The organism is Sphingomonas sp. CV7422 (assembly GCF_027945725.1).
GTDB classification, from domain to species: Bacteria; Pseudomonadota; Alphaproteobacteria; order Sphingomonadales; family Sphingomonadaceae; genus Sphingomonas; species Sphingomonas kyungheensis.
The window spans coordinates 1,035,128-1,057,552 of the sequence record NZ_CP115900.1 but is presented as its reverse complement, the minus strand read 5'-3'; the positions used below and the strand labels follow the sequence as shown (position 1 = coordinate 1,057,552).

Sequence of the window (22,425 nt, the reverse complement as noted above, 5' to 3'; positions counted from 1 at the left end):
CTGCGCGAGGACGACACGGCGGGCCGCTTACTGTCCACCGCCGCCACCCTGACGCCGCTGGCCGCCGCCGCGCTTGGCGCCGCCGCCGGCATCGTTGCCGCTCGACAGCTGGCCGGTGATCACCTGCTGCCCGGGCTTGAGATCGCCGCCGAGCACTTCGGTCATCGTGCCGTTGGTGTCGCCGGTGGTGACCTGCACCGCCTGCGGCTTGCCGTCCGCGCCCTTGACGTAGACCGTCTGCGACGCGCCGCGCGCCAGCGTCGCGGTGCGCTCCGGCCGGTCGCGGCGCGGGCGGAAGGTGAGCGAGCCGGCGATACCGCCGCTCGACCCGCCCGCCCCGCCGCTCGCCGCCGGCTTGAAGCGCAGCGCCGCATTGGGGACGAGCAGCACGTTCTGCTTGTCGGAGGTGACGATATCCGCGGTCGCGGTCATGCCGGGCCGCAATTGCAGCGACGGATTGGCGACGGTGAGGTCGGCGGCATAGCTCACCACCTGCCCGCTGGTCGAGCTGGTGGTGGTCGTCGTCGAGGTCGAGCTCGCCGAACTGACGGTCAGATTGGAGCCGAGATCGACACGGGTGATCGTCGCCGGGAAGGTGCGGCCCGGAAAGGCGTCGACGGTGAAGTTCGCCTTCTGCCCGACCTTGACCTCACCAACATCGGCCTCGTCGATCGCCACCTCGAGCTTCATCTTGCTGAGGTCCTCGGCGATGACGAACAGCGTCGGCGTGTTGAACGAGGCGGCGACCGTGGCACCGGGATCGATCTGGCGCGCGAGCACGACGCCGTTGACCGGCGAGCGGATCACCGCGCGGGCGCGCTGCGTCTGGTTCTGCGCCAGTGCCGCCTGCGCCGCGGCGACGTTCGCCTGCGCGACCTTGAGCGCGGCGACGCTGCGCTGATAATCGGCGCGGCCGGTCTGCAATTCGGTGCCCGAGGGGACGCGGCCGTTGGAGAGTTTGTACACCTCCTCCAGCCGGGCGAGCTGCGCGCGGCTTTCGGCGACGGTCGCCTGCGCCTGATTGACCTGCGCCTGGTTGGCGGCGATCTGGGCCTGCTGCTGGCGGATCTGATCGTCGATCTGCTGCGGATCGATCAGCGCGAGCGGCTGGCCGGCGCTGACGCGGTCGTTGACGTCGACCACCACCTTGGTGACGAGGCCCGAGAGCTGCGAGCCGACCGTCACCTGGTTGGTCGGCGCGAGCTTGCCGGTCGCCGAGACGGTGACGGTGAGATTGCCGCGCGTCGCCGCCTGCGTCGCATAGCCCGCCTCCGCCTTGGCGCCGAAACAGCTCTTGAGCAGCAGCGCGAGCAGCACGACGCCGAGCGCGACGAACACCCATTTGAGGTAGCGCCGCCACACCGGCACCGGCTTGACGCCGAGAAAATCGTCGATCGGTTCGGCCATCAGCGGGTCTCTTCTGGAGCGGTTCGAGCAGGCGGTTGCGCCGCCGGGTTGCGGGCGGCGCGGGCGGGCGCCTCAGGCGTGACGCTCGGGTCCCAGCCGCCGCCGAGCGCGTTGTACAGCGCGACGAGCGCGGTCGCCTGGTCCGAGCGCGCCTGGGTCAGGCCGTTCTGCGCGGAGAGCAGCGTCGCCTCCTGCTGGTTGAGCGTGGTGAAATCGGTGAGGCCGCTGCGATACTGGCTGCGCGCAAGGATCGCCGCGGCGTTGCTCGCATCATAGGCGATGCCGAATTGCGTCTCGCGCTGGCGCGCCGAATCGAGCGCGACAATCGCATTCTCAATATCCTCCAGCGCGGTGAGGATCGTGCCGCGATAGGCGGCGAAGGCCGCATCCGCCGCCGCCTCGTTCGATCGCACCTGGCTGCGCAATCGGCCGCCGTTGAAGATCGCCTGGGTCAGCCCGGCGAACAGGCTGCCGGTGATCGCATTGCCAAGGCTGCCGAGCCCGGTCGCGTTGGAGTTGACGTTGCCGCTGATCGCCAGCGCCGGATAGAGCTGCGCCTTGGCGACGCCGATCTGCGCGGTCGCGGCGGCGAGCGCGCGTTCGGCGGCACGCACGTCGGGGCGGCGGCGCAGCGCATCGGCAGGGATGCCGACGCCGACCGTCGCCGGGCCGCGCGGGATCGGACGCGCGGCGGCGAGCCGGCTGCGCAGCGCGCCGGGCGCCTGACCGGTCAGCACGCCGATCCGCGCGACCGCGGCGGCATATTGCTGTTCGATCTGCGGCACGGTCGCGGCGGTCTGCGCGCGCTGCGCCCGCGCCTGTTCGGCATCGACCGAGGAGACCAGCCCGGCCTGGACGCGGAAGCCGGCGATCTCGAGATTGTCGTCCTGGATCGCGAGGCTGGCGCGGGCGTTGGCGAGCTGCGCCTGATAGGCGCGGGCGAGCACGTAATTGGTCGCCACCTCGCTCTCGACGGTCAGCAGCGTCGTCGCATAATCGAAGCCGGTCGCGGCATATTGCGCCTGCGTCGCCTCGACCGTGCGGCGCACCTCGCCGAACAGGCCGAGCTGGTAGCTCGCCGACAGGCCGGCGGAGAAGCTGTTGGTGCCGCCGCCGCCGGTGTCGACGACGGTGCCGTCGGGCAAGGTGAACGAGCGTCCGCCGCCGCGCAGGTTCTCGTTGCGCTGATAGCCTGCCGAACCCGACAGCGTCGGCAGCAGCGACGCGCGGCTCTGCACCAGCGATTCGCGCGCCTGCCGCAGCCGCGCCACCGCCTGCGCGATATCGGTGTTGGCGAGCCGCGCCTGTTCGACCAGCTGGCCGAGCACCGGATCGTCGAAATTCGCCCACCAGCGGGTCAGGTCCTCGGCGGTTTGCTGGGCCGGTACCGAATAGCCGTCGGGCACGCCGAGCGCGGCGGCGCTTTGCGGGTGATAGTCAGGGCCGACGGTGCATCCGGCGAGCGCGACGGGGACGAGCAACAGAGCGGAGGCGCGGACCATGGCCGTATCGTGTGGCCGACACACCGGCGCGTCCAGCCTTTTTATGTCGCAATATGTGTCGCATCCGCGCGCCGCCGCGGCTCAGCGGCCGGTGAAGACGGGTTTGCGCTTGGCGAGGAAGGCCGCTCCGCCCTCGCGCGAATCCGCCGTGCCGCGCGCGGTCCGCTGCGCCTCCGCCTCGGCGGCGAGCGCGCCGGCATAGTCGCCGTCGAGCGCCCGGCCGATCGCGCGGCGCATCAGCCCGAGCGCCACCGTCGGCCCGGCGGCGAGCCGCGTCGCCAGCGCCAGCGCCGCCGCATCGAGCGCATCGTCGGCGACGACGTCGTGGATCATCCCCCAGTCGCGCGCAGTGGCGGCGGCGACGCGCTCGCCGAGCAGCATCATCGCGGTGGCGCGGGCGCGGCCGATCAGCCGCGGCAGCATCCAGGTCGCGCCGCCGTCCGGCACCAGCCCGATATTGACGAACGCCTGCAGGAAATAGGCGGTGTCGCTGGCGATGCAGAGATCGGCGGCGAGCGCGAGGCTGCAGCCGATGCCGGCGGCGGGGCCGCGCACCGCACTGACCACCGGCACCGGGCAGTCGGCGATCGCGACCAATGTCGGATTGTAATGATCGGTGAGCGCCGCATGCGTCGCCGTGCCGGGATCGTCGCCGTCGAGCGCGCCGCCGGCGACATCCGCGCCCGAACAGAAGGCGCGCCCTGCCCCGGTGATCAGCACCGCGCGGGCGCCGTCGAGCCGGTCGAGTGCGTCGCGCAGCTCGTCGAATAGCGCGGGCGGCGCGGCATTGAGCCGCTCGGGCCGGTTGAGCGTCAGCACGCGGACGTCGCCCCGCGCCTCGGCGAGGATATGCTGGTAGGTCATCGCTCTCCCCTGCATGGCTCGCGCAGGTCTAGGCCGCCGCCGCGGCGGGCGCTACGCTTTCTTCACCTTCGCGTGGTTAAGCGGATGATCATGCGTCATATCCTTCATTCGCTCGTCCGCGACCGCAAGGCCGCCACCGCCATCGAATATGGGCTGATCGCCGCACTCATCGCGGTCGCAGCGATCGCCGCGATGCAGGGCCTCGGCAACAAGCTCAAGACGACGTTCCAGAACGTCTCATCCAACATGAAGGCGACCTAGAGCAAAGGCGACACGCTGCCTTCGATCAAGGTGCTTCCGTTAACAGATGATGCCGCAACAGTCCGATATGGACATTGACTTATGCCCGTCTGACATCGCCGCGGTCGGGATCGCGGCCGATCGCTTCGTCGCAGAGGCGACGACCCTCCTTCGCGACGCGCGGGCGCTGGTGATCGCCGACAGGCGCGCCGCGGCGGCGACGCTGATCCGCGACCGGGCGCGCATCGTCGCGCTGCTCGGCGACTATCAGAGGTTCAAGCACATTCGGGTGTTCGATCCGGTCATCGCCGAAGGGCATGGCAGGCGCTGTGCGACGGCGCGGCTGCTCAAATGCGAATGCGTGCTGATGGGCGACAGCTTCGCCGCCTATGTCAGCCGCTGGCAGCATGCCGACCTCGCCGCCGACTGGGCCGCCTATCGGCGCGACATGATGACGATCACCGAACAGTTGCTCGACCATCTGCGCGTCGAACAGGCCGCGATCGCTTCGCTGCTCGGCGCCGATCGGAATGCCGGCGACGTGCCCGCTACGCGGTGATCGCCACCTTCCGGTGCGCCGTCGTCCGCCGCGCACGCGCATCGAACACCACGGCGACGGCCGCCGTCAGCAGCACCGCCAGCATCACCGCGCCGAGATAGGTCGCATAACCCCCGCCCGCACGATACCATAGCGCGGCGAGCACATAGGTGATCCACACCGTCGCCATATAGCAATAGAGCGTCTGCCGGCCGATACAGGCTAGCGCCCGCATCGGCGCCGATGCCACCAGGTCGCGCCGCCAGGACAGCAGGCCGCAATAGAAGGCGATGATGATCGGCGCATGGATCAGCCGCAGCAGGCCGAGATTGCCCTTAGACGTCAGCAGCCCGGAATTGGGAACATGCCGCTCGATATGGAGCAGCTTGGCGGCCGCGAAGGCACCGACGGTCACCGCCAGCAGGATCGTCGTCTGGCGATGCGCTTCCAGATAGGCGAAGACCCGCTCATGCGCGCGACGCGTCCCGAGAAGCATCGGCACGAAGAAGAAGATCTGCCACGCCGCCGGGTTGAACTTCCACTCGACCACCGCCGGATCGAGCAGCCCGGTCAGGGTCGCGAGCTGCGATGCCAGCCACAGGCCGACCGACACGCCCACCAACAGCGTCGCGCTGCGCCGGTGGAGCCACAGCGCCACCGGCGTGACCAGCATGAAGATCACATAGAGTTGCAGCACGTCGAGCAATGTCGGCGCGCGCAGCAGCGCGAGGAACAGCAGCAGCCCTTCGGTGGGGCTGCGATGGAGGAAGTCGGCGCTCCAGGCCGTCGCCTCCCAGGCCGGCATCATCGCCAGGACCGGCGTCACCGCGAGCAGCAGCAGCCCGTCGTAGACGTAGAGCCGTGCCGCCCGCCGCAACACCGCCGCGGTCGGATTGGCCTTTCGTTGATAGACCATGCCGACCATGTAGCCCGACATGATCACGAAGATCGACGCGGACGACGAATAGCCGAAGGACGACGGCGTCGGTACGCCGCGACCGTCGAGATGATAGATCTGGAAGGCGACGGTGATGTGGTTGATCGCGATCACCACCATCGCCAGCCCGCGCAAGATATCGATACGCGTCTCGCGTCCTGGCCCCGCCGTCATCGCCACCATCCCCGTCACCTGGCCTCGCCGGCCCTCGAAATAGCCAGTGAACACAAAGGTTTAGTTTTTGGTATTGAAGGGTGACGTTTTTGTCGTGACGCAGGACACCTCCGCCGCCGCTGAATCGCAGACGGCCCCGTATCCGACGGACGGCTTGACCGGTGGTGACCGGCAAATGGGACAGGACGAATGGGTGGCGCACCCGACAGGATTCGAACCTGTGGCCTCTGCCTTCGGAGGGCAGCGCTCTATCCAGCTGAGCTACGGGTGCCTGGTTAGCTGCGCCTAGCAAAGCCGAAGGCGCGGCGCCAGTGGCTTTATGCCGGTGGCGGAGATGCGGCGGTCTTCGGCGGCGGCGTCTTGGGTTTGAAGGCGCAGAGGTCGGCGACGATGCAGCGCCAGCATTCGGGCCGGCGCGCCTTGCAGACGTAGCGGCCGTGCAGGATCAGCCAGTGATGCGCGTGCAGGCGGAACGGCTGCGGCGTCGCCGCGTCGAGCTTGCGCTCGACCGCGAGCGGCGTCTTGCCGCGGGCGAGGCCGGTACGGTTGCCGACGCGGAAGATATGCGTGTCGACCGCGAAGGTCTCCGCGCCGAAGGCGACGTTCATCACGACATTGGCGGTCTTGCGACCGACGCCGGGCAGCGCCTCGAGCGCGGCGCGGTCGGCGGGCACCATACCGTCATGGTCGGCGACCAGCGCCTCGGACAGAGCGATGACGTTCTTGGCCTTGGTGTTGAACAGGCCGATCGTGCGGATATGCTGTTTGAGTGCGTCGAGCCCGAGGGCGACCATCTGTTCGGGCGTCCCGACCTCGGCGAACAAGGCGCGCGTCGCCTTGTTGACGCCGGCGTCGGTCGCCTGCGCCGACAGCACCACCGCGACGAGCAACTGGAAGACGTTGCCCGATTCGAGTTCGGTCTCGGGATGCGGATTGGCCTCCGCCAGCCGCCGGTAGAATTCGAAGACGTCGGCCTTCTTCACAGGCCGAGCACGTCGCCCATGCGATAGCGGCCGGCGGGCCGGTCGGCGAGCCACAGCGCCGCACGCACCGCGCCCTTGGCGAAGATCGACCGGTCCTGCGCGAGATGCGACAGCTCGATCCGCTCGCCCTCGCTGGCGAAGACGACCGTATGATCGCCGATCACCGATCCGCCGCGCAGCGACGACAGGCCGATCGTCCCCTCGGTGCGCGCGCCGGTCAGCCCGGCGCGGCCGTCGACGCGCAGCTCCGACAGCGTCGTCCCCCGCCCCGCCGCCGCCGCCTCGCCAAGCAGGATGGCGGTGCCCGAGGGCGCGTCGACCTTGTGGCGGTGGTGGCTCTCGACGATCTCGATATCCCAGTCGGTGCCGAGCCGCGTCGCCGCCTCGCGCACCAGTTGCGCGAGCAGCGTCACGCCGAGCGAGGTATTGCCGGTCTGCAGGATCGCGATCTCGGCAGCGGCGTCGTCGATCGCGGCATGCTGCGACTGGGTCAGCCCGGTCGTACCGATCAGCAGCGGCGTGCGCGCCGCGCGGGCGGCGGCGAGATGCGCGCCGAGCGCCGACGGCGTCGAGAAATCGACCAGTACGTCGGCGACGCGCGCCAGCACCGCCGGATCGCCGCCGGCATCGGTGCCGCCGGCGAGCGTCGCGCCTTCGATCGCGATCTGCTCGGTGATCGCGCGGCCCATCCGGCCGCTGCTGCCATAGATGCCGATCGCGGTCATGCTGCGGGTCCGACGTGGGGAGAATGGTCCATGCGCGCCCTCTGCCACAGCGCCGCGCCGGACGACAGCCCAGCCTCTCGCTGACAGAGATCGAGCGTGCCGCTTATGCCAGATCGGTGACGAACCGGCCAAGGTAGCCGATCCAACCGACGATCGTGCGGAGGCGGGGGCCGAGCCGACGCCGCCCCAAGATCATCGCCACGCCAAGGCAGAACAGCGCTGATCCGATGAGCATCAGGTACGGATGCGTTGCCCGATCGAGGACCGGCCAATCGGGTGTCCTGAAGCGATAGCCGTCGGATAGCCCCTGATGATCGCCGATCAGCGCGATCAGCAGGATCGTCTGATCGAATGCCACCGTCGCCAGTTAGGCAATCAATATCCCCCTCCCCGCCGTCCGCTGACCCCTCGTCATAAAACCGATGCTGGCGCGGCGGCGGCGCGACGCTATCGTGGCGGGATGACCGCATCGCTCGTCATCCTCACCGGCGCCGGCGTCTCCGCCGAGTCGGGTATCGCCACGTTCCGCGGGCCGGGCGGCCTGTGGGAGGGGCACCGCGTCGAGGACGTCTGCACGCCCGAGGCGCTCGCCGCCGACCCGCTGCTGGTGCACCGCTTCTACGACGCGCGGCGGGCGGCGCTCGCCGCGGTCGAGCCCAATGCGGCGCATCGCGCGCTCGCCGCGCTCGACGCGGCCTGGCCCGGCGAGTTGCTGATCGTGACGCAGAACGTCGACGATCTGCACGAGCGCGCCGGGACGCGGCGGCTGCTGCACATGCATGGCGAACTCCAGTCGGCCCTATGCGCCGCGTGCGGCGCGCATCGGCCACGGTCCGAGGCGCTGCCGCCGGGCACCCGTTGCGAGACGTGCGGTGCGGCGGCGCTGCGCCCGGACATCGTCTTCTTCGGCGAGATGCCCTATCAGATGGCACGGATCGAGGCGGCGCTGGCGCGCGCCGACCTGTTCGTCTCGATCGGCACATCGGGCGCCGTCTATCCTGCCGCCGGCTTCGTCCAGCTCGCCGATGCCTATGGCGCGGACACGCTCGAACTCAATCTCGAACGCTCGGCGGGCAGCGCGCTGTTCGCCGAAACGCGGCTCGGGCCGGCGGGGACGCTGGTGCCGGCCTGGGTGGCGGAGATGCTGGTCTAGCAGCGGGTTGGCGCGGAGGCGCGGAGGCGCGCGCCTGAGAGGGCACGGCATGGTTCAACCTGACCGGGAGAATGGCACTGCCGCGGCGGTCACCCGCCCTCCGCGCCTGCGCGCGAACATCCTCTCGACTCCCCTCCCGCGACGGCGGCGCCGCCTCGCGCGCTATTCCACCCAGTCGAGGCCGATGTCGCGATAGACCTCGCGGTCCTCGTCCCAGCCCGGCTTGACCTTGACGTGGAGGTAGAGGTGGACCGGCCGGTCCATGATGCCCGCCAGTTCGGCACGGGCGCGCGCGCCGATCTCCTTGATCCGCTGGCCGCCCTTGCCGAGCACGATTGCGCGCTGCGTCGGGCGTTCGACGAGGATCTGCTGGTGGATCTCGATCGATCCGTCCTCGCGCTCGCTGTACTTCTCGGTCTCGACGGTGCTCGCATAGGGCAGTTCGGCGTGGAGCTGGAGGTAGAGCTGCTCGCGCGTCACTTCGGAGGCCAGCGCCCGCTCGCTCGCGTCGGACACCTGATCCTCGGGATAATGCCACGGCCCCGCCGGCATGGCGGCGGCGAGCGCCGCCTTGAGTTCCGCGACGCCGTCGCCGGTCTGCGCCGAGACGAACCAGGTGTCGGCGAAACCGATCAAGGCATTGAGCTTCTCGGCGTGGAGCAGCAGCTTCGGCTTGTCGGCGATGTCGACCTTGTTGAGGATGAGGATTTTGCGCTCGGGCCGATCCTTCAGCGCCTCCGCGATCCGCTCGACCTTGCCGCCGACGCCACCCTTGCCGTCGACGACGAGCGCGATCAGATCGGCGCCCTCCGTTCCGGTCCAGGCGGCGGCGACCATCGCGCGATCAAGCCGGCGCTGCGGCTCGAAGATGCCGGGCGTGTCGACCAGCAGGATCTGCGCCTCGCCCTCGATCGCGACGCCGAGCAATTTGGTGCGCGTCGTCTGCGCCTTGGGACTGACGATCGCGACCTTCTGGCCGACGAGCGCATTGACGAGCGTCGACTTGCCCGCATTGGGCGCGCCGACCACGGCGACGAGGCCGCAATGTTGGGTCTGGGTCATGGATGGTCCGGTGTTGGGCGATGCACGATCGGTGCAATCGAGGGGAACGGAAAGCGCCTCATGTGCGCAGCTTGTCCAGCAGCGCCTTGGCCGCGGCGGTTTCCGCTTCCTGTTTGTTGGTGCCGGTGGCGCTCGCTTCGGCGAAGCTGCCGATGCGGACCTGGATGGTGAAGCGCGGCGCGTGATGCGGGCCGGAGCGGTCTACGACCTGATATTCGGGCGCGCGGCGCCCCGCCGCCGCCGCCCATTCCTGCAACGCCGATTTGGGATGCTGCGGCGCCTTGTCGCCGCGCTGGACGCGTTCGCGCCACGCCGAGCGGATGAAGGCGCGCGCGCCGTCGAGCCCCGCCTCGCGATACCAGGCGCCGATCAGCGCCTCCATCACGTCGCCGAGGATATTGTCGCTGTTCGACGCACCGTCATCGCGCGCCTGCTTGCCGAGGCGGAGATGATCGCGCACGCCGAGTTCGCGCGCGACTTCGGCGCAGGTCGCGCCGGTGACGAGCGCGTTGAGCCGCTTCGACAGATGGCCCTCGGGCTCGTTCGGGAACAGCTCCCACAGCCATTCGGCGACGACCAGGCCGAGGACGCGGTCGCCGAGGAATTCGAGCCGCTCGTAATTCTCCGCCGCCTGGCTGCCGTGGGTCAGCGCGCGTTCGAAGGGGGCGAGGTCGGCGGGGCGGCGGCCGAAGGTGCGGCCGAGCCAGTCGGGTAGCGCGGCGGTCAGAAGCCCTCTCCGATCCGCTGCCAGCGTGCGGCGGTGAACCAGCTCACCGGATTGATCCACGAGGCATTGCCGTTGGTCGAGAAGAAGGTGACCACCGCCTTGCCCTCGATCCGCTCCATCGGAATATAGCCCATGCCGATCGGCGCGGGGAAGCGGCTGTCGGCGCTGTCGTCGCGATTGTCGCCCATCAGGAAGACGTCGCCCGCCGGCACCGTATAGAGGCCGGTATCGTCCGCCTGCGGAATGTCGGCCTGATCGAGCACCTCATAGCTCTTGCCGTTGGGCAGCGTCTCGCGGAAGCGCGGGTAGCGGCAGATCGGCACGCCGGCGGCATCGACGTCCTGGAAGCTCGCGCCGCATTTCTGCGCATCGAAATTGGCGGTGAGCGGCAGGATGAAATCACCGATCCGCTGCTTGGGGATCGCCTTGCCGTTGAGGATGACCTGGCCGTGGCGGACCTGGATCGTGTCGCCGGGCAGGCCGATGACGCGCTTGATGACGTCATGATCGTCCGGCCCCGGCGAGCGGAACACGACGACGTCGCCGCGCGCCGGATCGCGGCCGAGGATCCGCCCCGGGATCAGCGGCACCCCGGCCGGCAGCGACCAGCGCGAATAGCCGTAATTCCACTTGGTGACGAACAGATAGTCGCCGATCAGCAGCCGCGGCAGCATCGATTCCGAGGGGATCGAATAGGGCGCGAACAGGAAGCTCCTGAGGATCAGCACGATGACCGCCAGCTTGACGAGGAAGCGCAGCGTCTCGGCGAGTTCGGACCGGGGCTTGGCCGGCGTGGTCGCCGCGGCCGGCGCGGTTTGCGGAGTCTGATCCATAGCGAAGGGAGCCTTAGCGCCCCCTAAGCGTCCTGAGTAGTCGTTCCGAGGGGCTTGCCGCGACGCGCAGGTTCGATACGGAGCCAACCGGACATCCCTTCCCCGAAGGACATATCATGAGCGACTGGTCTGCGATCGAAGCCCTCCCCTCCGTCAAGCTGGTCGATCTGTTCGAACAGGACGGCGAGCGGCTCTCCACATTGAGCCTCGACGTCGCCGGTATCCATTTCGACTGGTCGAAGACGCATCTGACCCGCGAGGCGATCGACGCCTTCGTCGCGCTGGCGGAGGCCAAGGACCTCGCCGGCAAGCGCGACGCGATGTTCGGCGGCGAGCACGTCAATGTCACCGAGGACCGCCCGGTCGGCCACACCGCCGAACGCGGCGAGGGCGATCCGGAGAGCGTCGCGCTGGCACGCAAGTTCCACGAACGGATGCGCTCGCTGATCGACGCGATCGAGGGCGGCGCGCTCGGTGAGATCCGCCACGTGCTGCACATCGGCATCGGCGGTTCGGCGCTCGGCCCGCATCTGCTCGTCGACGCGCTCGGCCGCGAGGACAAGCGCTATGACGTCGCGATCGTCTCCAACGTCGACGGCGTCGCGCTCGAGGATGCGATCAAGGATTTCGATCCGGCCGCGACCTTGCTCGTCGTCGCGTCGAAGACCTTCACCACCAAGGAAACGATGCTGAACGCCGAATCGGCGCTGCAGTGGATGACCGAACACGGCGTCAGCGACCCTTATGGCAAGGTGATCGCGCTGACCGCCGCACCCGACAAGGCGATGGAATGGGGCGTCGACGAGACGCGCATCCTGCCGTTCGGCGAGGGCGTCGGCGGCCGCTATTCGCTCTGGTCTTCGATCGGTTTCCCCGCGGCGATCGCGCTCGGCTGGGGCGCGTTCGAGGAGCTGCTCGAAGGCGCGGCGGCGATGGACCGGCATTTCCGCCTGACCCCGCTCGCGCAGAATGCGCCGGCGCTCGCCGCCTTCGCCGACCTCTATTACACGCAGGTCCGCCATGCCGAGACGCGCGCGCCCTTCGCCTATGACGAGCGGCTGCGGCTGCTGCCGAGCTACCTCCAGCAGCTCGAGATGGAGTCGAACGGCAAGGGGGTGACGGTCGACGGTCGGCCGGTCGGGCGGCCGACCGCGGCGATCACCTGGGGCGGCGTCGGCACCGACGCGCAGCATGCGGTGTTCCAGCTGCTCCACCAGGGCACGCACCTCGTCCCCGTCGAGTTCATCGTGGTGATCGAGCCCGGCGACACGCTGGCCGAGGATCACCACCGCCAGTTGCTGCTCAACGCCTTCGCGCAGGGGGCGGCGCTGATGAAGGGCAAGCAGGTCGAGGATCCGGCGCGCTCGTACAGCGGCGACCGGCCGTCCTCGACGTTGCTGCTCGACGTGCTCGACCCGCGGACCTTGGGCGCGCTGATCGCCTTCTACGAGCATCGCGTGTTCGTGAACGGCGTGCTGCTCGACATCAATTCGTTCGACCAGTTCGGCGTCGAGCTCGGCAAGGAGATGGCCAAGGCGGCGGATCACGGCGGCCAGTCGTTCGACGCCTCGACCGAAGACTTGATCCGCCGCGCCGGGCTCGACTGATGCGACCGGCGGGATCGTCGGGCGTTGACGCCGGATGATCCCGCTCCTCCTCGCCGCGGCGCTCGCACCCGCCCCAGCCGCTCCGTCGCCGACGACGGTCGCCGCCATGCGCTGGCAGCGGCGCGTGCTGGTGATGGCGGCGCCGCGCGCGGACGATCCCGCGCTCGTGGCGCAGCGCCGCGCGCTTGCCGGCTGGGATGCAGCGGCGCGCGAGCGCGACCTCACCGTGGTGACGGTGATCGGCGACCAGGTCGCCGGCGCGGCCGATACGGCGACGGCGTTGCGCCGGCGCTACCGGATGCCGTCGGACCGGTTCGCCGCGGTGCTGATCGGCAAGGACGGCGGCGTCAAGCTGCGCAAGGCCACGCCGATCGCGGCCGAGATGCTCGCCGAAACGATCGACGCCATGCCGATGCGCCGCGCCGGCGAGCGGTGACGTTGTCGCTGCGTCGCGATGCCTCTATATCGAGGTATCGGCGGAGTCTAAGACATGTACGTTCAAATCGATGATGCATTGGTCACGGAAGCAATGCAGGTAGCGAACGCCACTACCGCCGAGCAAGCAGTATCCTATGCGTTGAGGGAGTATCTTCGGGTCAAGCGTCAACTGGCGGCGCTGGACGCCCTTCAGGGGTTAGGCTGGGAAGGTGACCTCGACGACATGCGGACCAGCAAGTACATCCCGGCGAAGTGATCGTACTTGTTGATTCATCGGTATGGATCGATCACCTAGCGCATCGTGTTACGCGGCACACCACCGCGTTGCGGGCGATCACGGCCCGGCATGGTAAGCTCCTGGTCGGCGATCTCATCCTCACGGAAGTGTTGCAGGGCACACGCGATCAACGGGAATTCTCGTCCGCTCTGGCGGCGTTGTCGGCGTTCGAATTCGTTTTCGTCAGCGACCACCGCGTCGCCATCGAAGCGGCACGCCACTATCGCCACCTGCGCAGCCGCGGCATCACCGTCCGCAAGACGATCGACACGCTGATCGCGACGCGATGCATCCTTGATCGCCTGCCGCTATTGTATAGCGATCGTGATTTCGACCCCTTCGTCCAGCATCTCGGCCTTCGGTCGGCGCTCGACGCTCCCGGAGTGTATAATGGCTGACTATGATTACGACCTGTTCGTCATCGGCGCAGGATCGGGCGGCACGCGCGCCAGCCGCGTCGCCGCGGCGCACGGCGCCAGGGTCGCGGTCGCCGAGGAATATCGCGTCGGCGGCACCTGCGTCATCCGCGGCTGCGTGCCCAAGAAGCTGCTGATCTACGGTGCGCATTTCGCCGAGGACCTCAAGGACGCCAAGCGCTTCGGCTGGCAGGTGCCCGACGAATGCGCCTTCGACTGGCCGACGCTACGCGACAATGTGCTGGAGGAGGTCGACCGGATCAACGGCGCCTATACGCAGACGCTGGAGAATCACGGCGTCGAGATCATCCACCAGCGCGCCGTCGTCACCGGCCCGCACAGCGTCCGCCTCGCCGACGGCAGCGAGAAGACGGCCGAGCGCATCCTCGTCGCGGTCGGCGCGCATCCGGCGGTGCCCGACTGCCCCGGTGCGGAGCACGGCATCACCAGCAACGAGGCGTTCCACCTCGATGCCATCCCCAAGCGCATCCTGATCGCCGGTGCCGGCTATATCGCCAACGAATTCGCCGGCATCTTCCATCAGCTCGGCGCGCACGTCACGATCATGAACCGGACGCAGGACATCCTGCGCGGCTACGACCTGTCGATCCGCGACCGGCTGTTGCAGATCAGCATGATGAAGGGCCTCGAATTCAAGTTCGACGCGACCTTCCAGCAACTGGTCAAGGGCGAGGGCGGCTGCCTGACGGTGCATATGAGCAACCACGAGCCGGTCACCGTCGACATGGTGATGTTCGCCACCGGCCGCGTACCGAATACCCGCGACCTCGGGCTCGAGGCAGCAGGCGTCGCGCTCGACAGGGGTGCGATCGTCGTCGATGCGCAGAACCGGTCGAGCGTCGACAGCATCTTCGCGATCGGCGACGTCACCAACCGCATCCAGCTGACCCCGGTGGCGATCCGCGAGGGCCAGGCGTTCGCTGACACCTTCTACGGCAACAAGCCGACCAGCGTCGATTACACCAACATCCCCTCGGCAGTGTTCAGCCATCCGCCGATGGCGGGCGTCGGCCTGACCGAGAGCGAGGCGAAGCAGAAGCTCGGCTCGATCCGCGTCTACTCGTCCGACTTCCGGCCGATGAAGAACGTGCTCGCCGGGCGCAACGAGCGGGCGCTCTACAAGATGGTCTGCGACGGCGAGACCGGGCGGATCGTCGGCCTGCACATGATAGGCCCCGACGTGCCGGAAATCCTCCAGGCGGCGGCGATCGCGGTCAAGGCGGGGCTGACCAAGGCGCAGTTCGACGAGACGGTCGCGCTGCACCCGACGATGGCGGAGGAACTGGTGCTGATGAAATAAGGGGGGCGCCTAGCGCGCCTCCGCCCTCGCTCGAGCCCGCCCCCGCACCCGCCACCGCCACACACCGGTGACGAACAGCACCGCCGGCACCAGCCCGGAGACGAACGCCAGCCAGCGTCCCGCCAGTCCGAAGGCCTCGCCATCGTGCAGCGGGTGCAGCCAGTCGAGCAGCGTATCGCCGCCGCCGTCGCGCCGCGCGTCGCGCACCGCGAGCACCCGCCCGGTATAGGGATCGAGCCAGACGTTGCTGCGCGGGAAGCGGCGGCTCGGCTCGCCCGGCAGCGCGAGGTTGACGCGCACCACGCCATGCGCGTCCGCCGGCGTCTCGATCCACGCCAGCGCGCCGCCGGGCAGCGCCCGCTCCGCGCGGTCGACCAGCGTATCGAGCGGCAGCGGCGGGCCGTTCGGGACGCTGCGCAGCGGCGGCGTCGCGAACAGCGGCGAGGCGCGCGCGACGAGCGGATGGACCTGATCGGGCAGGTCGAGCAGCACGCCGGTCGCGGCGACGACGACCAGCACCTGGGCGCTGCCGATCCCCGCCCATTTGTGCCAGTCGTACAGGCGCCGCGAGCGCGCCGCCTCCCGCTTCCACGCAAGCGAGCGTCGCCAGCCGCCGGGTCGCGGCCACCACGCCCACAATCCACTGACCAGCATCGCCAGCATGACGATCCCGGCGATCCCCATCACCAGCGCCCCCGGCTTTTCGAGCAGCAGCCGGTAATGGAGATCGTAGAGCCAGGTCGTCGCATAGCCGCCCCAGAAACCGCGCCGCACCACCGTCAGCCGTACCGGATCGAGCCACAGCATCAGCGGCGCGAAGGCACGCGCGCGCGTCTCGCGGGCGGCGTAATAGCGGACCGGGATCGGCCCGCCGTCGGGCGTCACCTCGATCCGCCATGCCCCGTCACGCCCCGGTTCGGCGCGGCGCAGCGCGTCATACACCGCCTGCCACGACGCCGGCCGTGCGCCCGCCGCCACCCGCGCGAGGCCGGGATGCAGCGCACCGTCGATCGCCGGGTAGAAGACGAGCAGGCTGCCGGTCAGCCCGGTCAGCACGAACAACGCGCCGACGCTCAGCCCCAGCCACAGATGCACCCGGCGGACGATACCGCGCGCGCTCACAGCGTCAGCCGCAGGCTGCCGTAGAGCGCGCGCGGATCGGCGGGCGAGTGCAGCACCTGCGTGCCGTCGTACCAGGCATATTCGTAATGCCGGTTGCCGATGTTCTTGAGCTGCGCGGCGAGTTCCAGCTGCGGTCGCAGCCGCCACGCCACCTCACCATTGACCACCAGATAATCGCCATAGCGCGGCAGGCTGTTGGCCGGGGTGAGATGATAGCTCGACTGGCCGTTGCCCGACAGCGACAGCCGCCAGCGTTCGGCGGGGACGAGGTCGACACCGCCCGAGAACAGGTTCTGGGGGACATGGTCGATCCAATTGCCCGCCTGCGACGGCGTCGCCGGATCGGGCGTGACGATCCGCGCATGCTGGTAGGAATAGGCGCCCCACAGCGTCGCGCCGCGCACCGGCGTCAGGTTGAGCTGGACGTCGACCCCGCGCCGGCGTGTCCTGCCGAGATTGTCGCTGTCGCCCGAGGGATCGTTGAGCCGGCGCTTGATCTCGCCGCTCGCGGTCTGCTGCCACAGCGCGACCCGCGTCTCGAGCCAGCGGCCGCGTGCATATTTGACGCCTGCCTCCCAGCCTTCGTTGATCGACGGCGCGAGATTGGTGATCCGCGGCGGCACGCGATAGGAGCCCGCGCCGACGCCGATCTGGAACGTCCGCCCGTAATTGCCGTAAGCGGTAAGGCCGGCGAGCGGCATGACCGCGACGCTGAGCTTGGGCTGGCTGATCGTGCCGTAATCGTTGATGGGATAGCGTAATCCGTTGAGGCGGTTGCGCAGCGATCCCGACACCGTGTCGATGCGCCAGCCCGGGGTGATGCTGAGCCACCCGACCGGCTCGATCACCGCCTGCGCATAGCCGCCGGCGATCGTCAGACCGAAGGCCTGATCGCGTGTCTGGCTGGTGATGCGGCGGTCGGCGGTCAGCCAGCGCAGGCTCTGGTTGTCCTGCCGCTGTACGTCGCCGCCGACCTCGATCATCAGCCGGTGCAGAAAGCCGACCTGCGGATGGTAATGGAGCGCGGCGAGTCCGCCGTATTGCTGCTCCTGCGTCAGCCGCCGCTGCTGCGCGACGGTCGCCGAGAAGCGGACGTAGCGATCGTCGTCGAGGCTGCTGGCATAGCCCTTGGCGGTCAGCGCCAGCGTCGGGGCGAGATCGGCATCGAGGTGAAGGCTGTACTGGCCCGTCTGCCGCCGGCCGCCGTCGCTCGCCGAGACGGGATAGGACAGGCGGCGGTCGCGATAGGCATCGGCATCGGTGAGATAGCCGGGTTCGTCGGCGCGCGTCTGCGCATAGCGGGCGATGCCGCCGAGCCGCACCCCGCCCCAGTCGTAGAACCATTTGCCCGCGAAGCTCAGCCGATCGAGCCCGGCATGATCGCGATAGCCGTCGCTATGCCGGTAGCCGAGCGCGTAATTCTGGCTGAACCGGCCGGTCTCGACCCCCGCCGACACTTGTCCGTCGGCGGTGCCGAACGCGCCGCCGAGCGCGCGCATGTCGAGGTAATTGCCGCCGATCCGCGTCGCGATATCGGCGCTGCCGGCGATCGCGTGGAGGCCGTAGCGCGGGTCGGCGGTGCCGCGGACCAGTTCGATCTGCGCGATGTCGAGCGGCATCACCGCGTCGATCAGCGGCATGCTGCCGTCGTTGGCATTGCTCGGCACGCCGTCGATCAGCAGCTTGACCGCGTTGATCTCGCCCTCGCCGTTGAAGCCGCGGATCGAGAAGCGGCCCGAGGTGGTGCCCTGGTTGAAGTCGGTCAGCAACACGCCGGGCAGGCGCGCGAACAATTCCCAGCTGTTGTCGACATTCTGCCGCTGCGCGACATCGCCGCCGAGCCGGTCGATCGAGGTGACGACGTTGCTCGGCGCGCGCATCATCTCGCCGGCGGTGACGACGATGTCGCCGACCGAGAAACTGGTGTCCTGCGTCGCCGATGGTCGCGTGGCGTCGTCCTGTTGTGCGGATGCCGGGCTCGCCAGCGCGAGCGCAAGGCCCGCCGCTGCCGCGGTTGGTCTGAGGTGCATTGATATTCGTCCTGATCCAGGCGCGCACCCGCTGGCGCGCGCCGTCATGAAGGCAAAGGTCGGATCAGGCGGGGCGCGGCGGTCCGCGCAGCGGCGGGCGGAGGTAGATGCGGTCGGGCAGGACCGGCCGGCGGTGCGGCCGCATCGCCAGCGCCATCGCAAAGGCGATCGCGAGCGCGAGCAGCAGCGGCACGACCGGCAGCGCGACGGCCTGCGCGAGCGCGCCGAACGGGCAAGGGCTGTCCGCGACCGGATGCGGTGCGCCCTGCGCGTCATGGCCGGCACCGGCATGCGCCATCGGCATCGTCATGGCCATCGGCGCGGCGCGCACCGGCCCATAACCGCTACAGATCGCCAGCACCGGCCGGCCATCGACCCGATCGATCATATAGCCCGCCGGCACGAGCAGCCGCACGGCGAGCGCCAGCGCCAGCAGCCACGCCGCCAGCGCGCGATGATCCAGCAACAGGCGGCGGAGCGACGTCACGCGCAATCCCTTAGGCGACGCGGCGGCGGCTGTCATTCACCGCGATGACGGCGGTGATGGGTGGGTGGATCGCGCCAGGGCCATGCCTGCACAAGCATCGAGCGACATTCGGCCCGATCCTCGACCGGGTTGATGCCACCCTGCCCCCAAGCCTTTGTGGCGGCGTCGGCGATCCGTCGTTAGGGTCCGGCGATGCGTCTGTTTCTTCCCCTGCTGCTGATCGCCGCCGCGCCCGTGCCTCCGGTGCGCGAAGGCGTGGCGACGCTCGCCGCCGACAGCGAAGCGCGCTGGGTGCCGTTCGATCTCACCCCGGGCAACCAGATCCGCTTCACGCTGACGCTCGATGCGCGCCCCGTGACCGCAATCCTCGATACCGGCGTGAGTTATTCGGTGCTGGCGAGCAAATCCGCCGCCGCCGATCCGGCGCGGATCACCGCCGACGGACAGGCGACGGCGATCGGCGGCGGCGGCAACGGCGCGGTGGCGGTCGGCTGGCTGCCGACCCGGCGGCTGGTGATCGGCGGGCTGACGCGCAGCGGCGGCGGCGTCACCGTCGCCGATCTACCGGCGCTCGCCACCGGCAGCGCACAGGCGGTCGACATGCTGATCGGCCGCGACGTCACCGGCGGCCATGCGCTCGACATCGATTATGCCAATCACCGCTTCCGCCTGCTCCCGTCGGGGCGGCTGCCGTTCGTCGGCGCGATCGCGCCGCTGACCATCTCGGCCGGGCGCCGCGTCTATGAGAGCAGCGCGACGATCGCGGGCAAGCGGCTGTCGCCGATGATCGTCGACACCGGCGACGGGTCGGCGCTGACGCTGTCGGCGGCGTCGGCGGCGAGTGCGGGCATCGCCAAGCTGCCGACGACGACGACCATCTCCTTCGGCCTCGCCGGCGAGACGGTGAGCACGCTCGCCATCCTGCCGGCGGTCGCGATCGGCCAGCAGCAGATCCGCAATGTTGAGACGCGCGTCGAGCCGCCCGCGGGTTTTTCGGAGACGATCGGCGTCGCCGGTCGGGTCGGATCGGGGCTGTTGCAGAGCTATCGGGTGCTGCTCGACCCCGGCGCCGGACGGATGGTGCTCAAGCCCGGCCCCGATGCGGATGCGCCGCCGCTGCGCTCGACCAGCGGGCTGCTCGTCGGGCTGACGCGCGACCGGCTCAAGGTGCTGCACGTCATGCGCGGCGGACCGGCGGCGGCGGCGGGCTGGCGCGCCGGCGAGACGATCTGCCGGATCAACGACGCGCCGGTAACGGCCGACTATCCGACGAGCGCGCTGGCGAAATGGGCGATCGGTACGCCGGGAACGGTGGTGCGGCTCGGCCTGTGCGACGGGACGGTGCGGACTTTGACGCTGCGGCAATTCTACTGAAGATTTGATGCGCGCAGAGGCGCAGAGGACGCAGAGAAAATGGCTGCGCCAGCAGCCCCACCTCACTCGTAGGACTGGGGCAAATCGTGCGCGGCAAAAGAGACATCTCCGCGCCTCCGCGTGAACCCTATCTTCTTCTCGCCAATGGCTCATCCCCGCTTCTTATGAATGAGCGGCGGGCGAAGAAAAATTGTTCACGCGGAGGCGCGGAGGCGCGGAAGGATTGATCGTTCCGGCGATCCAACGTCGCCAGAACGGCAGAGGCGCTACACGCCGATCGGGACACCTCTGCGCCCTCCGCTCCTCTGCGCGAACCCAAACGCCCCCGCGTCGAAGAGAAAAAACTACCGCGTGTGCAGCCCGAGGCTGACCAGCAGGATCGTCGCAAGCAGCGCCGCCATCTGCACCGTCCGCCAGTCGATGAGGCCGACCCGGTCGGGATCGGCGCGCAACCGGCGACGGCGGTCGGCGAAGGCGGCGACGAGCGCGAGCAGTACCGTGCCGCCCGCGCCCCAGAACAGGAGCGGCATGGGTCAGCCGAGCTTTTCGACCTTGTCCTTCAGCCGCAACAATTCGGCCTTGAGCGCGGCGATCTCGTCGTCCTTGCTCGCCGGCGGCGCGGCGGGGGCGGGCGCGACCGCCGCCGCCGGGGTCTGGAACGCCTGCGCCGCGACCTCGAACATCTGCAGGTTGCGCTTGGCGATCTCGGCGAAGGGCGAGTGGGCGAAGGCGCCTTCGACCGCCGATTTGAACTGTTCCTGGTTGCGGCGGAAGCTGTCCATCGACGCCTCCAGATAGCCCGGCACCATCGCCTGCATCGAATCGCCGTACATCGAGATAAGCTGGCGCAGGAAGCTGACCGGCAGCATCGTCTGGCCGCGGCTTTCCTCTTCCATGATGATCTGGGTCAGCACGTTATGGGTGATGTCGTCGTCGGTCTTGGCGTCGACGACCTTGAAGTCGCGGCCGTCGCGGGTCATCGTCGCCAGATGGTCGAGCGTGATGTAGGACGAGGTCTCGGTATTGTAGAGGCGCCGGTTGGCGTATTTCTTGATGATGACGATTCCGTCGCCCCTGGCCTGTTTCCTCATACCGCTCCCCTGTTGCGCGACGGTGCGTTGCCGTGACTGATCCCGATGGTACGCCGCAATTTTTCGCACCGCAACACGGTCCGCGGCCGTTGCCCCTGTTCCTCGAGATGCTGCGCAGCGAAACCGCGGCGGAGCCGGCGCGTACCGCCGCGGCGCTGGCGGGACTCGCCGCCTATCAGCAGGCGCCCCGCCCCGCGCCGCCCGCGCCGATGCCGGCGCTCGCCACCGCGGGGCGCGCGTCGCTGCGCTATTACGGCGGGCGCGGGCGCATGGTGGTGTTCGTGCCGTCACTGATCAATCCGCCGGCGATCCTCGACCTCGGCGAGGCATCGCTGGTCCGCTGGATGGCGCAACAGGGATTCCGCGTCGCGCTGGTCGACTGGGGATCGCCGGGGGCCGCAGACCGCGACATGGACATGACCGGCCACGTCGAATCGCTGCTGCTGCGGCTGATCGAGCAGCTCGACGAACCGCCGGTGCTGGTCGGCTATTGCCTCGGCGGGACGATGGCGCTCGCCGCGGCGGGGGCGACGCAGGTCGCGGGACTCGCGACGATCGCCGCGCCGTGGCATTTCGCCGGCTATGGCGATGCCGCGCCGGCGATGCTCGACCTGTGGCACGCCGCCGCGCCGACCGCGGAGGCGCTCGGCGTGCTGCCGATGGAGGCGTTGCAGGCGGGCTTCTGGCGGCTCGACCCGGCGCGCACCGTCGCCAAATATGAATCGTTCGGCCGGCTCGATCCGGACGGCGCGGCGGCGCGCGCCTTCGTCCGGCTCGAGGATTGGGCCAATGCCGGCGAGCCGCTGCCGCTCGCCGCTGCGCGCGACCTGTTCGAGGGCTTCGTCGCCGCCGACCGCCCCGGCACCGGCGGCTGGCCGATCCGCGGCGTCGCCGCCGGGCCGGAGCGCCTCACCTGCCCCGCGGTCGAGTTCGTCTCGCTCACCGACCGGATCGTCCCCGCGGCGACCGCCGCCGGGCTTGAAGATCGGCGCGACCTCGGCCTCGGCCATGTCGGGATGATCGTCGGCGGACGCGGGCGGGCGATGCTGTGGGAGCCGCTGGCGCACTGGATCGCCGCGCTGCCGGGCGGTAGACAGGCCGCAAAGGAGTAGGATCA

Annotated in this window: 25 protein-coding genes and 1 tRNA gene; 10 read left to right on the top strand and 16 right to left on the bottom strand. The window is 69.4% G+C overall.

Going from position 1 to position 22,425, the window contains the following annotated elements:
- Positions 1–27: 27 nt before the first annotated feature.
- The 3 genes from PBN85_RS05180 to PBN85_RS05170 all read right to left on the bottom strand — a co-directional run bounded on the left by PBN85_RS05180 (position 28) and on the right by PBN85_RS05170 (position 3,773).
- Complete coding sequence (locus PBN85_RS05180; protein WP_271300355.1) at positions 28–1,407, bottom strand: efflux RND transporter periplasmic adaptor subunit; 1,380 nt, start codon at positions 1,405–1,407, stop codon at positions 28–30.
- On the bottom strand, positions 1,407–2,909 hold the full coding sequence (locus tag PBN85_RS05175; RefSeq protein WP_271300354.1) for an efflux transporter outer membrane subunit: 1,503 nt from the start codon (positions 2,907–2,909) through the stop codon (positions 1,407–1,409). The genes PBN85_RS05180 and PBN85_RS05175 overlap by 1 nt, the downstream gene beginning before the upstream one ends.
- 81 nt (positions 2,910–2,990) lie before the next feature.
- Positions 2,991–3,773: an enoyl-CoA hydratase-related protein gene (locus tag PBN85_RS05170; RefSeq protein WP_271300353.1), complete on the bottom strand. Its 783-nt coding sequence runs from the start codon at positions 3,771–3,773 to the stop codon at positions 2,991–2,993.
- Positions 3,774–3,863: 90 nt separating this feature from the next.
- Here PBN85_RS05170 and PBN85_RS05165 point away from each other — a divergent pair, with 90 nt between their 5' ends.
- Both PBN85_RS05165 and PBN85_RS05160 read left to right on the top strand, forming a co-directional pair.
- Entirely contained in the window at positions 3,864–4,034 is a 171-nt protein-coding gene (locus PBN85_RS05165) for a Flp family type IVb pilin (protein ID WP_037531535.1), read from the top strand.
- A 67-nt stretch (positions 4,035–4,101) separates the two neighbouring features.
- Positions 4,102–4,572 carry a hypothetical protein gene (locus PBN85_RS05160; protein WP_271300352.1) on the top strand — a complete coding sequence of 157 codons (471 nt, stop codon included), beginning with the start codon at positions 4,102–4,104 and terminating at the stop codon, positions 4,570–4,572.
- On the opposite strand, the gene opgC is transcribed toward PBN85_RS05160, so the two are convergent.
- From opgC to PBN85_RS05135, 5 genes are all read right to left on the bottom strand, one after another.
- Positions 4,562–5,662: an OpgC domain-containing protein gene (gene opgC / locus PBN85_RS05155; protein ID WP_271300351.1), complete on the bottom strand. Its 1,101-nt coding sequence runs from the start codon at positions 5,660–5,662 to the stop codon at positions 4,562–4,564. The genes PBN85_RS05160 and opgC overlap by 11 nt on opposite strands.
- Before the next feature lie 194 nt (positions 5,663–5,856).
- Positions 5,857–5,933: transfer RNA gene (locus PBN85_RS05150), tRNA-Arg, on the bottom strand.
- Positions 5,934–5,979: 46 nt separating this feature from the next.
- Positions 5,980–6,645, bottom strand: a complete 666-nt coding sequence (gene nth / locus PBN85_RS05145; RefSeq protein WP_271300350.1) for an endonuclease III — start codon at positions 6,643–6,645, stop codon at positions 5,980–5,982.
- The gene (gene dapB, locus PBN85_RS05140) at positions 6,642–7,370 is read right to left on the bottom strand and encodes a 4-hydroxy-tetrahydrodipicolinate reductase (RefSeq protein ID WP_271300349.1); all 729 of its coding nucleotides are present in this window, start codon (positions 7,368–7,370) and stop codon (positions 6,642–6,644) included. The genes nth and dapB overlap by 4 nt, the downstream gene beginning before the upstream one ends.
- Before the next feature lie 103 nt (positions 7,371–7,473).
- On the bottom strand, positions 7,474–7,728 hold the full coding sequence (locus tag PBN85_RS05135) for a hypothetical protein (protein ID WP_271300348.1): 255 nt from the start codon (positions 7,726–7,728) through the stop codon (positions 7,474–7,476).
- Between the two features lie 102 nt (positions 7,729–7,830).
- Between PBN85_RS05135 and PBN85_RS05130 the strand changes: the two genes are divergently transcribed.
- Complete coding sequence (locus PBN85_RS05130; protein WP_271300347.1) at positions 7,831–8,523, top strand: NAD-dependent deacylase; 693 nt, start codon at positions 7,831–7,833, stop codon at positions 8,521–8,523.
- 162 nt (positions 8,524–8,685) lie between these two features.
- Here PBN85_RS05130 and era read toward each other — a convergent pair whose 3' ends face one another.
- Genes era through lepB form a run of 3 tightly spaced genes read right to left on the bottom strand, consistent with a single transcriptional unit; the run spans position 8,686 to position 11,145 of the window.
- Complete coding sequence (gene era, locus PBN85_RS05125) at positions 8,686–9,585, bottom strand: GTPase Era (protein WP_271300346.1); 900 nt, start codon at positions 9,583–9,585, stop codon at positions 8,686–8,688.
- Positions 9,586–9,643: 58 nt separating this feature from the next.
- Positions 9,644–10,312, bottom strand: coding sequence for a ribonuclease III (gene rnc / locus PBN85_RS05120; RefSeq protein WP_037531533.1), 669 nt, complete (start codon positions 10,310–10,312; stop codon positions 9,644–9,646).
- Complete coding sequence (gene lepB / locus PBN85_RS05115) at positions 10,309–11,145, bottom strand: signal peptidase I (RefSeq protein WP_271300345.1); 837 nt, start codon at positions 11,143–11,145, stop codon at positions 10,309–10,311. The genes rnc and lepB overlap by 4 nt, the downstream gene beginning before the upstream one ends.
- A 116-nt stretch (positions 11,146–11,261) precedes the next feature.
- On the opposite strand from lepB, the gene pgi reads away from it, so the two are divergent.
- The 5 genes from pgi to gorA are packed head-to-tail and all read left to right on the top strand — an operon-like array spanning position 11,262 to position 15,204.
- Positions 11,262–12,752: a glucose-6-phosphate isomerase gene (pgi, locus tag PBN85_RS05110; protein WP_271300344.1), complete on the top strand. Its 1,491-nt coding sequence runs from the start codon at positions 11,262–11,264 to the stop codon at positions 12,750–12,752.
- A 34-nt stretch (positions 12,753–12,786) separates the two neighbouring features.
- The gene (locus PBN85_RS05105; protein ID WP_271300343.1) at positions 12,787–13,188 is read left to right on the top strand and encodes a DUF4174 domain-containing protein; all 402 of its coding nucleotides are present in this window, start codon (positions 12,787–12,789) and stop codon (positions 13,186–13,188) included.
- 54 nt (positions 13,189–13,242) lie between these two features.
- The gene (locus PBN85_RS05100; protein ID WP_271300342.1) at positions 13,243–13,446 is read left to right on the top strand and encodes a type II toxin-antitoxin system VapB family antitoxin; all 204 of its coding nucleotides are present in this window, start codon (positions 13,243–13,245) and stop codon (positions 13,444–13,446) included.
- Positions 13,443–13,865, top strand: a complete 423-nt coding sequence (gene vapC, locus PBN85_RS05095; RefSeq protein WP_271300341.1) for a type II toxin-antitoxin system VapC family toxin — start codon at positions 13,443–13,445, stop codon at positions 13,863–13,865. The genes PBN85_RS05100 and vapC overlap by 4 nt, the downstream gene beginning before the upstream one ends.
- A complete protein-coding gene (gene gorA, locus PBN85_RS05090) occupies positions 13,858–15,204 on the top strand; it encodes a glutathione-disulfide reductase (RefSeq protein ID WP_271300340.1) in 1,347 nt (448 codons plus the stop codon). Before vapC ends, gorA begins: the two co-directional genes overlap by 8 nt.
- 9 nt (positions 15,205–15,213) lie before the next feature.
- On the opposite strand, the gene PBN85_RS05085 is transcribed toward gorA, so the two are convergent.
- From PBN85_RS05085 to PBN85_RS05075, 3 genes are all read right to left on the bottom strand, one after another.
- Positions 15,214–16,326 (bottom strand): PepSY-associated TM helix domain-containing protein, encoded by a 1,113-nt coding sequence (locus PBN85_RS05085; RefSeq protein WP_271300339.1) that lies wholly within the window; start codon positions 16,324–16,326, stop codon positions 15,214–15,216.
- Positions 16,323–18,356, bottom strand: a complete 2,034-nt coding sequence (locus PBN85_RS05080; RefSeq protein ID WP_271300338.1) for a TonB-dependent receptor — start codon at positions 18,354–18,356, stop codon at positions 16,323–16,325. The genes PBN85_RS05085 and PBN85_RS05080 overlap by 4 nt, the downstream gene beginning before the upstream one ends.
- A gap of 64 nt (positions 18,357–18,420) precedes the next feature.
- Positions 18,421–18,843 (bottom strand): DUF2946 family protein, encoded by a 423-nt coding sequence (locus PBN85_RS05075; RefSeq protein ID WP_271300337.1) that lies wholly within the window; start codon positions 18,841–18,843, stop codon positions 18,421–18,423.
- Positions 18,844–19,035: 192 nt separating this feature from the next.
- Between PBN85_RS05075 and PBN85_RS05070 the strand changes: the two genes are divergently transcribed.
- A complete protein-coding gene (locus PBN85_RS05070; protein WP_271300336.1) occupies positions 19,036–20,217 on the top strand; it encodes an aspartyl protease family protein in 1,182 nt (393 codons plus the stop codon).
- Between the two features lie 344 nt (positions 20,218–20,561).
- Here the strand turns inward: PBN85_RS05070 and PBN85_RS05065 are convergent, their stop codons facing one another.
- A complete protein-coding gene (locus tag PBN85_RS05065; protein WP_037531418.1) occupies positions 20,562–20,747 on the bottom strand; it encodes a hypothetical protein in 186 nt (61 codons plus the stop codon).
- A gap of 3 nt (positions 20,748–20,750) precedes the next feature.
- Positions 20,751–21,308 carry a polyhydroxyalkanoate synthesis repressor PhaR gene (phaR, locus tag PBN85_RS05060; RefSeq protein ID WP_037531415.1) on the bottom strand — a complete coding sequence of 186 codons (558 nt, stop codon included), beginning with the start codon at positions 21,306–21,308 and terminating at the stop codon, positions 20,751–20,753.
- A gap of 107 nt (positions 21,309–21,415) precedes the next feature.
- On the opposite strand from phaR, the gene PBN85_RS05055 reads away from it, so the two are divergent.
- Positions 21,416–22,420 (top strand): alpha/beta fold hydrolase, encoded by a 1,005-nt coding sequence (locus PBN85_RS05055; protein ID WP_051583227.1) that lies wholly within the window; start codon positions 21,416–21,418, stop codon positions 22,418–22,420.
- Positions 22,421–22,425: the final 5 nt, after the last annotated feature.